This window comes from Streptomyces sp. NPDC000404, assembly GCF_040300365.1.
Taxonomy (GTDB): domain Bacteria; phylum Actinomycetota; class Actinomycetes; order Streptomycetales; family Streptomycetaceae; genus Streptomyces; species Streptomyces ramulosus.
In genome coordinates, this window is record NZ_JBEPDN010000021.1 from 73,514 (window position 1) to 87,801 (window position 14,288).

A 14,288-nucleotide genomic window follows, 5' to 3' on the forward strand; every position below is an offset into this window, starting at 1 on the left:
CGTCCAGGGCCGGGGCCGGCCGGATCGGTTCCCCCGATCCGGCCGGCCCCGGTGATCTTCCGGCCGCCAGGGGCTTGGCATCGCAGGCTCGTCTGCCTACCGTACGAGCAGAACATGAGCCCCACTCATATTTGAGGAACGGTGTGATCACTCATCACCCCGCAGCCCGCCTCTGGCTGCTGAGCACCCCCGGCACCTCCTACGCCTTCCAGCTGGACGCCGGCGACGTCCCCCGGCACGTGCACTGGGGCCGGCCGCTGACCCTGGAGCAGGCCGTCGCGGTCGCGGCCGACCTGCCCGCCGAGGACCCCGGCGGCGACGATCCCGGCGGTGAGGAGTACGGGGTGGAGGGCGGCCTGCGGTTCGGCGTGCCGTCGCTGACCGTCCGGTTCGGCGACGGTGTCCGCGGTTTCGCCTGGCGGTTCGTGACGCACACGGTCGAGGAGGGGCTGCTCACCCTCTCCTTCACCGATCGCGTCCGCTCCCTCGGACTCGACCTCCACTACCGGATCAGGGACGGCCATGACCAGATCGAGCGGTGGGCCGTCCTCACCGCGGGAGAGCCGGTCGACGTCCTGCGGTGCGACTCCGCCGCCTGGACGCTGCCCGCCCGCGACGACTACCGGGTCAGCCATGTGGTGGGTCAATGGGGCCGGGAGTGCCAGCTCCGGCGCGACCGGGTGCCCGTCGGCGAGACCGTGTTCACCAGCCGCCTCGGCATCACGGGACCGCACGCCGGACCCTGGCTGATGCTCGATGCGCACGACGCCGCCGAGGAGCACGGCGAGGTCTGGAGCGCGGCCCTGGCCTGGAGCGGCAGCCGCCGGATCACGCTGCGCCGCGACCCCTACGGCCGGGCGTCCTGGACCGGCGGATTCGGACACGAAGGGCTGGTGTGGAAGCTGGGCACCGGTGAGCGTCTGGAGACCCCCGTCTTCACCGGGCTCTACGCCCCCGACGGCTTCGGCGGCACCAGCCGCCGCTGGCACGCGTACGTCGAACGCCAGGTGCTCCCCGCCCGCCCCGCCGAACGCCCCCTGATCTTCAACTCGTGGGAGGCGACCGAGTTCGACATCGACGAACGGCAGCAGCGGGAGCTGGCCGAGCTGGCCGCGGGGATCGGCGTCGAGGTCTTCGTCGTGGACGACGCCTGGTTCGGCGCCCGCACCAGCGACCGGGCCGGGCTCGGCGACTGGTGGCCGAGCCCCGAGCGCTTCCCGAAGGGCCTCGGCCCGCTCGCGGATCACGTCCGCGCGCTCGGCATGGGATTCGGCCTGTGGGTCGAGCCCGAGGGGGTCAACCCCGACAGCGACCTCTTCCGTACGCACCCCGACTGGATCCTCCACCAGGAGGGCCGGTCCCCTACGCAGCGCCGCCATCAGCACGTGCTCGACTTCGCCCGCCGCGACGTCCGGGAATGGGCGGTGGAGTGGCTCGTGAGGACCGTCACCGAGCTGGACGTGGCCTTCCTCAAATGGGACATGAACCGGCCCTTCAGCGAGGCCGGACAGCCCGGGTCCGCCGACCCCGACCGGGTCTGGATCGAGCACACCCACGGGGTCTACGAGGTGATGGACCGGCTGCGCGCCGCCCGCCCCGGCCTGTACCTGGAGTCGTGCGCGGGCGGCGGCGGCCGGGCCGATCTGGGGGTGCTGGCCCGCGCCGACCAGGTCTGGACGTCGGACAACACCGACGCCGTCGACCGGGTCGCCATCCAGCACGGCCACGGCCAGCTGCTGCCCGCCCGGACCATGGGCGCCTGGGTCACCGACAGCCCGCACGGCTTCACCGCCCGCGAGACGTCGATCCGGTACCGCTTCCATGTCTCGATGGCCGGGGCGATGGGCATCGGCGGCGACCTCGGAAAGTGGGGCGAGGAGGATCTCGCCTGGGCCCGGACGCTGGTCGGGCAGTACAAGCGGATCCGGCCCGTGGTGCACGGCGGCGTCCAGTACCGCCTGGAGCACGACGCGGTGCAGTACCTCACCGAGGACGAGGTCGTCGTCCTCCGGCTCCAGCCGTCCGCACCCACCCGGCCACTCGCCCGCACCCGGCTGAAGGCGCTCGACCCCGGTGCCCGCTACCGGGACGAGGACACCGGCACCGTCCACGCCGGCGCCGTCCTGCTCGGCCACGGGCTGCCGCCGCTGCTGCCCTTCGACCGGACGAGCGAGCTGGTCCACCTCAGGAAGGTGCCCCGATGAGCCTCGCCCCCGAGCGCCCGCAGGTCCTCGCCGAGCCGGTCCGCAAGGTCGGCTCCGGCTGGGTCGTTCTGTTCGTCCTGGCCAACGTCGGGATGTTCCTGCCGATGCAGGTGCCGACCACGTTCCTGATGCCCGAGCAGATCGCCGAGATCGACCCGGTGGGCAAGGTCGGCAGCTACGCCTGGGTCAGCATGATGGGTGCGATCTCGGGCATCGTCATCGCACCGCTGGCCGGCGCCCTCAGCGACCGCACCACGGGCCGGTTCGGCCGCCGCAGGCCGTGGCTGGTCATCGGCTCGCTGGTCTGCATGGCGGCGCTGGTCGGCACCGGCCTGCAGACGACGGTCACCGGGGTCGCGGTCGGCTCCCTCGTGCTCTCCGCCTCGTTCATGGTCATCGGCGCCGGGCTCTCCCCGGTGGTGCCCGACCAGGTCCCGGTGGAGCAGCGCGGCGTGGTGCTCGGCTGGGCCATGGTTCCCCAGGCCGGCAGCCTGATCGCGGGCGGGCTGCTGCTCGGTCTCGTCGCGGGATTCCCCGCGCAGTACCTGCTGATGGCCGCGCTCCCGCTGCTGATACTGCTGTTCGCCTTCAGGATGAAGGACGCCCCCCTTCCCCGCCGGCACCGCGACCCGTTCTCGCTGCGTATCTTCCTGCGCGGTTACCGGATCAGTCCGCGCGCGCACCCCGACTTCGTCTGGGCGATGAGCTCGCGGTTCCTCATGGGCCTCGGCTACGGGACGGGCACGCTGTACCTGCCGTACTTCCTCGAAGACGTCCTGCACTACGAGCAGTTGTTCCCCGGACGGTCCACGGTGGACGGCCTGCTCATCGTGATCGGGGTCAACTGCGTGGCCACGATCTCGACGGTCGTGCTGAGCGGCTGGCTCTCCGACCGGCTGGGCAAGCGGCGCATGCTCGTCTTCCTCGGCGGCTTCACGATGGCCGTCGCCGCGATCCCCCTCGCGCTGGCGCCCACGTGGACCGTGACGCTGGTCGCGGCCGTCGTCCTGGGCCTGGGCTACGGCGTGTACCTGGCCGTCGACACCGCTCTGGTCACCGAGGTGCTCCCCGCCTCGGCGGACCGCGGCAAGGACATGGCCCTGGCCAACCTGATGACGTCGCTGCCCTACGTGCTGGTCCCGCCCATCGCCTCGGTCGTGCTCGGCGGTCCGGGGGGCTACCGCTCGCTCTTCCTCTGCTCCGCGGGCATGTCCGTCCTGGGCGCGGCCCTGGTCTGGAAGATCAGGAGCGTCCGGTGAGCCGGGCCGGCGGGTGTCATCGGAGCCGGTCGTGCAAATAGCTGTTGAGGACGCGTTTGCACTCGGCGATCAGCCGGGCGTCGCCCTGCGGATCGGTGGCGAACGCGAGTTTCAGCACGCTGTCCGCGCACTCCAGCGCCACCCGCACCGCGATGTCGACTTCGGCGTCGTCCTGCCCCCCGGCCAGGGAGGCGGTGAACGAGCGCAGCCTGCCGGCGACCGCGGTGTTGTTGTCCAAGGTCGCCTCCAGGACGTGGTCCTGTCCCACCGCGCCGAAGTCGACCACGCCGAACCCGGCGATCGTCCGGCGCATGGTGACGAACTCGTCGACGGTGACCTCCACGATGCCCGCGATCCCCTCGGGCTCCTCGCGTTCGAGGCGGCCCGCCACCCGCGCCAGGAAGGACTCCAGGTTGCGGACGGCGAGCGCGCCGATCAGCCCCTCCCGGTCGGAGAAGAACTGGTAAAGGGTGCCGATGGGCACGTCGGCCCTGCGGGCCACTTCCTTCGTGGTCAGTCCGGCATAGCCGACCTCGTCCAGGAGTTGGGCGCAGGCGTCCAGCAGACGTTCGAAGCGTTCGGCGCTGCGCCTTTGGACCGGCGTCCTGCGCAGCATCCCTGCATTGCGGTCGTGATTCACGCTTCCATCATCCCATCCGGAGAAGTTAACATGAGCAGCGCTCATGTTTCAGGAGGTCAGACATGACACTGCACCATCTCCCCGCCGACTTCATCTGGGGCGCCTCCACGGCGTCGTATCAGATCGAGGGCGCCACCGAGGAGGACGGCCGCGGGCCGTCGGTGTGGGACACCTTCACCGCCCGGCCGGGCACAATCCGCGACGGCCACACCGGCGACGTGGCCTGCGACCACTACCACCGGTACGAGGAGGACCTCGCGCTGATGGCCGAGGCGGGTCTCACCGGCTACCGCTTCTCGATCGCCTGGCCCCGGATCCGGCCCACCGGCGCGGGCGAGGCCAACCCGCGGGGCCTGGACTTCTACGACCGGCTGGTCGACGGCCTGCTCGCCCGCGGCATCGAGCCCGTCCCGACCCTCTACCACTGGGACCTCCCGCAGGCCCTGGAGGATGCCGGCGGCTGGCTGAACCGCGACACGGCGCACCGCTTCGCCGAATACGCCGCCCTCACGGCCGACCGGCTCGGCGACCGCGTCCAGAAGTGGATCACGCTCAACGAGCCGTTCATCCACATGGTCTGGGGCTACGGTCTCGGTACCCACGCGCCGGGCCGCGCCCTGTTCCTGGACTGCCTCCCGGTCGCCCACCACCAACTGCTCGGCCACGGCCTGGCGTTGAGGGAGCTGCGGGCGCGCGGCCTCCAGGTGATGATCGCCAACAACTGCACCCCGGTGTGGCCCGCCTCGGACGAGGCCGCCGACCGCGCGGCCGCGGACGCCTACGACGCGCTGCACAACCGCCTGTTCAACGACCCGATCTTCACGGGCAGGTACCCCGACCTGTCGCCTTTCGGGGCGGACGCCACCCTGGGCGGCTCCGTCCGGGACGGTGACCTGGAGCTGATCTCGGCTCCCTTGGACGCGCTCGGCATCAATTACTACAACCCGACCCGGATCCAGGCGCCGGCCTCCGAAGGGCTGCCCTTCGACGACGCGCCCATCGAGGGCTACCGTCACACCGCCTTCGGCTGGCCCGTCGTCCCCGACGGTCTCCGGGAACTGCTCGTCGGCCTCAAGGAGCGGTACCCGGCACTCCCGCCCGTCTACATCACCGAGAACGGCTGCTCGGTCGAGGACGTCGTCGACGCGGACGGCACCGTCCACGACCCCGACCGCATCGACTACCTGGACACCCATCTGCGGGCCGTCGACGCCGCCGTGGCCCAAGGAGTGGATGTGCGCGGCTACTTCACCTGGACCCTGATCGACAACTTCGAATGGGCCGAGGGCTTCCATCAGCGCTTCGGCCTCGTCCACGTCGACCACGACACCCAGGTCCGTACCCCGAAGGCGTCCTTCGCGTGGTACCGCGACCTCATCCGCGCCCAGCGCGGTTGAGCCTCCCCGCCGCGGCGTGCCGCACGCCCCCGCGCGCCCCCGCACGGAACTCCGGCAGCGACCTCACATCGATGGAGGAAGTCTCATGCGTCACGGCAGATCCCCGGCCCCGGGCCCCCTCCGCCCGCGGCGCAGGCGGCCGGCCATCCTGGCATGGGCCCTTGTCGTCACGACGGCATGGGTGGCCGCGTCCGCACCGCCGCCGTCCGCCGCCGCCGGGCGTGCGGACGCCGGGCGCGCGGACGTGGACCTGGTCAACCCATTCATCGGCACATCGGGCGAGAGCGACAGCGAGTACGGCGGGATGATCCCGAGCACCGCCCCACCGTTCGCCATGACCCGCTGGTCGCCGATGACCCGGCAGAACTACGTCAGCCGCACCCCGTACCACTACGACGACAAGAAGATCAGCGGCTTCATCGGCACCCATCAGCCGGCGATCTGGATGGGTGACTCCGGCTACGTGACGGGAATGCCCGGCATCGGGGCGGTGAAGACGGCGGCCGACGACCGGGCGCTGCCGTTCCGCCACGCCGACGAGCACGCCGCGCCCGACCGCTACTCGGTCCGGATGCAGGCCGGTTCGGGCCGGACGCTGACGACGGAGATGACCGGGACGTCACGCGTGGGCCTGTTGCGTACGACGTATCCGGCGGACGCGGACGCCAACTTCGTGGTACAGGCGACCCGTTCGGGCATCACCGGCAACGTGCACGTGGACCCCGCCGCCCGGGAGATCACCGGCTACAACCCCGACCGCCAGGACAGCAACCTCGGCCCCTTCAAGGCCCCCTCCTTCAAGGGCTACTTCGTCGCCCGCTTCGACACCGCCTTCGACAGCTACGGCACCGCCACCGGCGCGACGCTGCACGAGGGCCAGGGCGAACGCACCGACGGCGACCTGTCCGCGTACGTACGCTTTCCCTCCGGCACCCGGACCGTCCAGGTGCGCATCGCGACGTCGTTCATCTCGCCGGAGCAGGCACGCGCCAATCTGGCCGCCGAGGCCCCGGACGGCCAGTCCTTCGAACAGACCGCGGGAAAGACCCGGGCGCAGTGGAACCGCAAGCTGAACCGGGTCACCCTGCACGGCGCGACCGCGGACCAGCAGGCGATCTTCTCCACGTCGATGTACCACGCCCTGCAGTACCCGTCGGAGAACTCCGAACACGGCCGCTACTACAGCGCGTACGACGACAAGGTCCACTCCGGCACGAGCTACACCGGCTACTCGCTGTGGGACACCTTCCGCGCCGAGAACGCGTTCCTGACGCTCTTCGCCCCCGAACGGATCGACGGCATGGTCACGTCGATGCTGCAGGATTACCGGGAGGGCGGCTGGCTGCCCATGTGGAAGAACCTCACCGAGACCAACATCATGGTCGGCACCAACGCCGACTCGGTGATCGCCGAGGCCATCGCCAAGGGCTTCACCGGCTTCGACCGCGGACTCGCCTACGAGGCGGTGTACAAGGACGCGATGACCCCGCCGGACAAGGACACCGAACTGTCCTACTACGACCGCCAGGAGGGCACTCCGGTGGAGGCCCGGGCGGGCCTGACCACGTACCGGCAGAACGGCTGGGTCGCCGCGGACCGCACCGCCGAATCCGCGTCCCGCACGCTGGACTACGCATACGAGGACTGGGCGGTCGCCCAGGTCGCCAAGGCGGTCGGCAAGAACGACGACGCGCGGATGTTCCTCCGGCGCAGCGCCAACTACAAGAAGCTCTACGACCCGGCCACCGGTTTCCTGCGGCCTCGCAACCTCGACGGCTCCTGGGGCGACGAGACCTGGAGCTGGACCGAGGGTGACAGGTGGGTCTACACGCTGGACGTCCTGCACGACGTGCCGGGCCTGATCGGCCTGATGGGCGGCGAGAAGAAGTTCACGTCCTGGCTGGACGGCTACTTCGCCGGCGGCCACAACAACCACACCAACGAGCCGAGCCACCATGTCGCCTACCTGTACGACGACGCGGGCCAGCCGTGGAAGACGCAGAGGACGGTGCGTCAGCTCGCCGGGGCGAACTACGCGAACCGCCCGGACGGCCTCAGCGGCAACGACGACTGCGGGCAGATGTCCGCCTGGTACGTGCTGTCCTCGTTGGGCATCTATCCGGTCAACCCGGCATCGGCGACGTACGCGGTCGGCAGCCCGTTCTTCGACCGGGCCGACGTTCACCTGCCCGGCGCTTCCCGCCCGTTGGTGATCTCCGCCGAGGGGGCGGCGAGCGCCCCCTACATCAGGTCGCTGTTCCTGAACGGCAAGAGCGTCGACCGGCCCGTGCTGCGCCACGCCGACCTGCTGAAGGGCGGCAGGCTGCGCTTCACGATGAGCGACACACCTCAGAACTGGGGCTCCTGACCGAAGAGGGCGCGGTGGTACGCGACTTCCGGTTCGCGCTTCACGCAGATGTTGCCGACGGGGGCCTCCGTTGTTGCGTTGCCGGACATCCGGTTGCTTTCCGCTGCGCTCTTCGAGATGCACGACGAATGGATCGCCTTATCGCGCCACCACCTCTCCGAAGGAGATATGGGCGATATCTTCCGTAAACTCTCTTTACTTCCTCCGTGCCACCCAACGCACCGAAATGCAACCGCCAGTTGATCCCCCACAGCACGACGAGGGACACTACCTGGCGGATGCGCGTTCCCGGCCGATCGGCACTCGCTTCGGCATCTCCCGTACAGGTCGACGGAGGCCATCTACCCAGAGAATGCTGGGCAGTTGACCTCGCGGTTTCGTGATAGCGTCCTTGTCCGTAGGGACAATGCGACCTGAAAGGGAAATCGTGAACACGGAGAAGATCGCCGCCCGCCGCCTCTCTCTGGAAGAGGTGACGAATCTCAGCGTGAAAGACAAGCTCTTCATTTCCGCCAACACGGCAGAACTCAAGCTTCCCGACTGCTATGTCCCTGCTTTCCTGACCAAGCCCGGTGAGGATTTCGAGGGCGGCTCGATCACGGCGAGGACCGTATTCCAGGAAGAGGTCTCCTGCCTTCCCGACGACGAGAATGACGCCGGAATCTACTTGGCCGACGAGAACGGCCCGGCGACCATCGAGGTCCTCCAGTCCGCCGGTGTCGTGCTGGACCTGGCACTTTTCGTCCCTGGTGGGGACAAGGGGTCCCTCACGGCCCTTTACGCCGCGGCCCGGCAGGCCTTCGGCGCCGACGTCGTGCAGATCTGGCGCCAGGGCCTCAAGGAGGTTCCCGACGTGAAGGTCGACATCTTCGAGGAGCAGATTCCCCGGGGGCGCAAGGCGAGCGACAGCCCCAAGCGTGACCGTCGCGCATTCGACACCTACCCCACCCGTGCGGACTTCCTCAATTTCTCCACCGGGTGGAAGCCGGTCATTGAGGTTCACAAGCCGATTGTTGACGACACCCCGACCATCTGAGGCGGCGATACCTCTCGTTCTCGGCCTGCGAGAACACCGAGAACGCATGCGCCGGACCCGCTCGACCCCTGAGCGGCCCAGGGAGCCGTCGGAAAAGAACTCACGGACGCCAAGGCGCCATTCCACTCGACGGCCTCGCGAGAAAGCCCGCCTGATCAAGAGCGGAGCCTGAAGTTATTCCGCGACAGCCCTCAGGGCTTCGGCGGAGTCGGGTGAGGTCCACTTCGCGCTCAGGCGAGGCCGAGGGGCGTGAGGGGGCGGCGGGCGTCACGCGTATGGCGGCGACGACCGGAGGCGGACGGCCGGAGGCGATGTTCTTCGCGCCGTTCAGCCGCAGGGCGACGGCCGGCGCGTGCCGCACCCCTCGCAGCCGGATGATCTGCTATCAGCCCGAACGCCCAGCCCAGCCGCTCATCCCAGGCATGAGCGTCGTCCGCGTCCGCACCCGTCTCTTCGGCCACGCAGGGGTCATCCCCCGGCACCGTCGGCTGGATGCTCCGGTACGTCCGGTCGAAACAGCCGAAACCCGATAGAGCACCCGTTCCTCACGCCTCCGAATTCCGGGCCGAGACATATTTGCGTTGGAGCGCACTCCGACGCCTAGGTTCGGAGGCATGCGATACATCAGACTCGGGACGACGGGACTGAAAGTCTCCGCCATCACCCTCGGCTGTATGAGCTTCGGCGAGCCGGACCGGGGCGGCGAGCCCTGGTCGCTGGGCGCGGACGCCGGCCGGGAGATCATCAGGCAGGCCCTTGAGAGCGGCGTCAACTTCCTCGACACGGCCAATGGGTACAGCGCCGGAAGCAGCGAGGAAATCGTCGGCCAGGCGGTCAAGGACTTCGCCCGGCGCGATGAGGTCGTTCTGGCCACCAAGGTCTGGATGCGGATGCGCCCCGGTCCGAACGGCGCCGGGCTGTCCCGCAAGGCGATCTTCGCCGAGCTCGACGCCTCCCTGAAGCGACTGGGGACGGACTACATCGACCTGTACCAGATCCACCGCTGGGACTACGACACCCCGATCGAGGAAACCCTTGAGGCGCTGCACGACGCGGTCAAGTCCGGGAAGGTCCGCTACATCGGAGCCTCTTCCATGTACGCCTGGCAGTTCGCCAAGGCCCTGTACCTGGCTGACCTGAACGGCTGGACCCGGTTCGTGTCGATGCAGGACCACTACAACCTCATCCACCGGGAAGCGGAGCGGGAGATGTTCCCGCTCTGCGCCGATCAGGGCATCGGCGTGATCCCGTGGAGCCCGCTGGCGCGGGGCAGGCTGACGCGGGCCCGGGACACCACCACCGCGCGTGCCGAGACCGACCCGGGCGGCAAGATCCTCTACCGCGACGGGGACCAGGCAGTGGCTGACCGCGTCCACGAGATCGCGGGCAAGCGGGGCCTGTCCCCGGCCCAGGTCGCCCTGGCCTGGGTCATGCGCCACCCGACGGTGACCTCGCCCATCGTCGGGGTCACCAAGCCGACCCAACTGGCCGACGCGGTCGCCGCGGTGGACGTCGAACTCGACGAAGACGAGGCCGCCTACCTGGAGGAGCCCTACCAGCCGCACGAGGCCGCCTACCTGGAGGAGTCCTTCTACAAGCAGCGGCCTGCGGCGGGCTCCCGGTAGTCCGGGCCACCGCCGGGCTGGGGAGCGGGTGTGGCGCAAGGCGGATCGCGCAGCTCGGCGTCGGCTCTGCGGAGTCCACCGAGTGCAGCGGGTGAGGCACCGGCATGGGACGAGTGACGCCGCGTCGGCGCCGCACCACACGGTGCGGCGCCGACGTGGCTTGCGACGCGGCTACTCGGTGTCGATGCGCCACGCATTGCCCGGCCACCGGTTCGGGTCGCGTCCGTACACCGGAAGCTGCGTGATCTTCTCGAAGTACGACAGCTTGCCATCCGGTGTCTTGATCATGCTGTGCTCCACGAGCCACGAAGCCCAGCGTATGCACGCCACATTGGTCCAGTCGACTGGAACCGGCAGGCATTGCTTGTAGTCGATCCGCGTCGTCATCACCCGCCGGTCCGCCCGCAGGTCGACCGTCTCCGGGCCTGACGCCAGTACCGTGCCGCCGAAGACACCGACCTTGTCGCCGGCCTCCGCCTCGGTGATGATCTCTCCCCATGCGGCAGTGTCGGATCGGCCGCAGGCGTTGATGTTGATCGCCACCGTGCCTTCCATCCCGCCGCTCTCCTTGTTCATGATGTGGTACTTGCGGTGCGGCGGCGCGCAGTCTGCCGGGCCCGGCGGAATCGGACTGGCCGAAGCCGCCGGAGCCACCGCCCCCGATAGTGTCGCCAGCGCCGCCGTGGCCGATCCCACCACCAGCGCCTTCTTCACGGTCGTGCGTATCTGCACAGCTCCCCCATGCGTAGTGCTTACACGGCCCGCAGCAGGCTGATCTGCAGGGCCACGACTGCCCTGAGGCTTGTCCCGCAAATGATCTGCAGCACGCCGAATGACCGGGAAACAATGCTGGTCAACCAGCATGTCCAGATCATTTACGAGGCAGCGCTCAGCTGTGCCAGACCGCGATCGAGCTGACGCGACCGCCGAGGTAGCCGAGGTCGGACATCTTTCCGTTGACCCGGGCCACCGCGCCGCCCCAGTTCGCGTGTTCGTGGACGTTGGCCGTGTTGCAGGGATCAGCCAGCTCAATCGACCACGCGAAGTCGTTGTACGCCCAGCCCAGCGTGGGGTACCTGTAGCCGGCGCCGTCACAGGGGCCGTCCGAGCCGTAGATGGTGTACACGGTGCCCGTGAAGTCGCGCGCCCCGTACAGCCGGAACAACTGTGTGTCGGCCGCGGTGCCGGGCGCCGACGCGTTGAGCGCCGACGCGCTGTCGGCACACCGCTGCGAGACGACTTCCGACTCCGCCTCCCCCGGCTCGACCTTCTTGATGACGACGGCGCAGTGCTTCGGGCCACTCGCGGCGGATGCGGCGACCGAGGCGCTCCGTTGCGACGTCGGATCAGGGCTCTGTGCGTGTGTGCCTGGGGCGGAGAGTCCTACGACGACGGCAGTGAGCACCGACGCAACCAGGCTGCTTCGCGCCCAACGCCGGCGGTTGGCGCGGTTGTTTCTTGCTTTCACGTGTGTCCCCCGGATGCATTGACTTCAACGACCCGAACTCTGCTCTCAACTGCTGCCGTTGAATACTCCCGGGCGCATTCGCATTACTACCTGATTGATAGGCGATACGACATCGATGCTGGTCACGGCGGAGCCCACCGGGCCCTGCCCGCCGGTTGCCGCGGAACCGTCCGGCACCGAACTGGACTTCGCGGAGGCGTTCGCGGCAGTCCGGCAAGCCGTTCACAGGACGCCTTCCTCACCGCCCGCAGAGACATAGGCACAGGCACAGGCATCCTGACCGAACGCCCTGGTCCTGGATGATCGATTCGAAGGGGTCGGTGGATGACCGGGGAGACCCTGGGTCCGGCGGCCCGCTTCGATCAGTCCGGTCCGGCGCCTACGCGTCGGCCCCGTACGTCCCGTACTCCGGAAGGCCCGTCGACTCGTAGACGTGCACCGCGATTCCGCTCGGCGTCGTCTCGTGGTGCAACAAGCGCAGGCCGGCCGGGGTGCCGCCGGCCGGGAACAGGCGTCGTCCGCTGCCCACGACCACCGGGGCGATCGCGAGCCGCAGCTCGTCGATCAGGCCGGCGGCCAGCAGGGACCGGCCGAGCCGGGCGCTGCCGTGGATCTGGAGCTCGCGGCCGGGCTGCCGCTTCAGCTCGGCGACCTGGGCGGGGACGTCGCCGGACAGGATCGTGGCCGGCTCCCACTCAGCCTTGACCAGGCTCTGGGAGGCGACGTATTTCGGCGAGCCGTTCAGAATGCGGGCGTTCGGGTGGTCGGTCATCTCCGGCCAGTCCCGAGCAAAGTTCTCGTACGTACGGCGGCCGAACAGGAACGCGTCCGCCGTGCCGAGCCAGGTGGTGGCCACCCGGTCGAACGCCTCGTCCAGGTGCGGCACGAACCAGCCGCCCCGGGCGAACCCGTCGCTGGTGTCCTCGTCCGGGGAGCCAGGCCCCTGGGAGACGCCGTCCAGCGACAGGAACTCCTGCAGTACCAACCTCATCGCGCACCACTTCCCTCTCGGGCAAGGAGACATCCGTCCCCGCCCATTCAGACGCCATGACGTGCGGAAACTCATCGGTCACCCCGCGGCGCGCCCTCGGACGCTCAATGCCGGCGGCATCGAGGCCGAGGTGACCGGCGAGCTGCCCCCCGGCATCAGCGCCCCGGCCCAGCAGGCGATCTACCGCACTGTTCAAGAATCTCCGACCAACGTACGCCGGCACGCCCCCGGCACCCGTGCGATCGTGCGGCGCCGGCAGGTCGGGGATGTGCCGGGGCCAGCGGTGGGTGGCGACCAACTCGCAGGTGTGGTGGGCGGTTTCGTTGACGTTGATCGCCCGCAGATCATGTGGCGGCCGGCCACCGGCGCGGCCGGCTCGGCGCGGAACTGCGGCACGGGGGGCGGCGGCACCTCCGGGAGCCGATACAGGGCTCCCGGGGCAGGTGGCCGCCGGGGCGCGTCGGGTCACAGCACGCCGGTACGCAGGGCGAAGGCCACGGCATGGGTGCGGTTTCTCAGATTGTGGCGGGCCACCAGATCGTGGATGACGCTCTTGACCGTGCGCTCGGAGCGACCGATCTTCTCCGCCACCTCTTTGGTGTTCAGACCGTCGGCGAGCAGCCCGAGCACCTCGACCTCTCTGGCCACCAGGCCCGCGACGTTGAGGCCGTGCGGTACCAGGGCGTTGTCCCGGAGCGCGTGGATCTGGCTGATCAGCCGCTGCTGCACGCCGTCGCCCGGTTTCGCGCGGCCGGGCGCGGCCGCCACGACGGCGCGCACCACGGCGTCGAAGCTGCTGTTGCGCCGGTGCAGCAGGCTGACCAGTCCGAGGCCGATCGCGCGCAGCATGGAGTGTTCCGGGAATTCATTGGCGACGAGCACGACGGGCAGCCGACGGCCGTTGCGGGCGCACTCGCGGCCCACGCGCTCCACCCTCGTCAGCATGGTCCCGGTCACTTCGTTGGCCAGCACCAGAAGCACGTCGGCGGTCCGGCAGTCCAGGGAACGCGGCGCTATCTCCTCGTACGACGCCAACCGCACAATGGCCCCTTCTTCCGTGATGGGGTCATCGGCGAGCACGGCTACGGCGATCGAGCTTCCCAAGGATTCCCCCTTGATAGGGCCCCCGCACAATCGGGCCGCCCCTCCTGGCGGGAGAGCAGTCCGCTGCGCGGGGCCGTGTCATGCCGTACCGGAATGTGTCGTGCGTGCTTGACGCATTCCGGCAACCCCTCGCATGCACGGGTCATGTGGTCGGAGCCAATGTAACCCAAGCGGAATCCTGTATTCGGATAATCCG

The 14,288-nt window shown here is 69.4% G+C and carries 11 protein-coding genes; 6 read left to right on the top strand and 5 right to left on the bottom strand.

Features of this window, described 5'->3' with window-relative positions:
• Positions 1-143 precede the first annotated feature (143 nt).
• Positions 144-2,204 (top strand): alpha-galactosidase, encoded by a 2,061-nt coding sequence (locus ABT345_RS31845; RefSeq protein WP_345092576.1) that lies wholly within the window; start codon positions 144-146, stop codon positions 2,202-2,204.
• A complete protein-coding gene (locus ABT345_RS31850; RefSeq protein ID WP_345092579.1) occupies positions 2,201-3,463 on the top strand; it encodes an MFS transporter in 1,263 nt (420 codons plus the stop codon). Before ABT345_RS31845 ends, ABT345_RS31850 begins: the two co-directional genes overlap by 4 nt.
• A gap of 16 nt (positions 3,464-3,479) precedes the next feature.
• On the opposite strand, the gene ABT345_RS31855 is transcribed toward ABT345_RS31850, so the two are convergent.
• A complete protein-coding gene (locus ABT345_RS31855; protein ID WP_345092582.1) occupies positions 3,480-4,103 on the bottom strand; it encodes a TetR/AcrR family transcriptional regulator in 624 nt (207 codons plus the stop codon).
• Between the two features lie 62 nt (positions 4,104-4,165).
• On the opposite strand from ABT345_RS31855, the gene ABT345_RS31860 reads away from it, so the two are divergent.
• The 4 genes from ABT345_RS31860 (at position 4,166) to ABT345_RS31875 (ending at position 10,529) form a co-directional block, all read left to right on the top strand.
• Complete coding sequence (locus ABT345_RS31860; RefSeq protein WP_345092585.1) at positions 4,166-5,500, top strand: GH1 family beta-glucosidase; 1,335 nt, start codon at positions 4,166-4,168, stop codon at positions 5,498-5,500.
• Positions 5,501-5,681: 181 nt separating this feature from the next.
• The gene (locus tag ABT345_RS31865; RefSeq protein WP_345092588.1) at positions 5,682-7,868 is read left to right on the top strand and encodes a GH92 family glycosyl hydrolase; all 2,187 of its coding nucleotides are present in this window, start codon (positions 5,682-5,684) and stop codon (positions 7,866-7,868) included.
• 427 nt (positions 7,869-8,295) lie between these two features.
• Entirely contained in the window at positions 8,296-8,904 is a 609-nt protein-coding gene (locus tag ABT345_RS31870; protein WP_345092591.1) for a hypothetical protein, read from the top strand.
• A 614-nt stretch (positions 8,905-9,518) separates the two neighbouring features.
• Positions 9,519-10,529, top strand: a complete 1,011-nt coding sequence (locus tag ABT345_RS31875) for an aldo/keto reductase (RefSeq protein WP_345092595.1) — start codon at positions 9,519-9,521, stop codon at positions 10,527-10,529.
• A gap of 171 nt (positions 10,530-10,700) precedes the next feature.
• Here the strand turns inward: ABT345_RS31875 and ABT345_RS31880 are convergent, their stop codons facing one another.
• The 4 genes from ABT345_RS31880 to ABT345_RS31895 all read right to left on the bottom strand — a co-directional run bounded on the left by ABT345_RS31880 (position 10,701) and on the right by ABT345_RS31895 (position 14,092).
• Entirely contained in the window at positions 10,701-11,243 is a 543-nt protein-coding gene (locus ABT345_RS31880; RefSeq protein WP_351324070.1) for a hypothetical protein, read from the bottom strand.
• Between the two features lie 175 nt (positions 11,244-11,418).
• A complete protein-coding gene (locus tag ABT345_RS31885) occupies positions 11,419-11,934 on the bottom strand; it encodes a hypothetical protein (protein ID WP_345092601.1) in 516 nt (171 codons plus the stop codon).
• A 442-nt stretch (positions 11,935-12,376) separates the two neighbouring features.
• The gene (locus ABT345_RS31890; RefSeq protein WP_345092603.1) at positions 12,377-12,988 is read right to left on the bottom strand and encodes a dihydrofolate reductase family protein; all 612 of its coding nucleotides are present in this window, start codon (positions 12,986-12,988) and stop codon (positions 12,377-12,379) included.
• Between the two features lie 465 nt (positions 12,989-13,453).
• Positions 13,454-14,092 (bottom strand): helix-turn-helix transcriptional regulator, encoded by a 639-nt coding sequence (locus tag ABT345_RS31895; protein ID WP_345092606.1) that lies wholly within the window; start codon positions 14,090-14,092, stop codon positions 13,454-13,456.
• Positions 14,093-14,288: the final 196 nt, after the last annotated feature.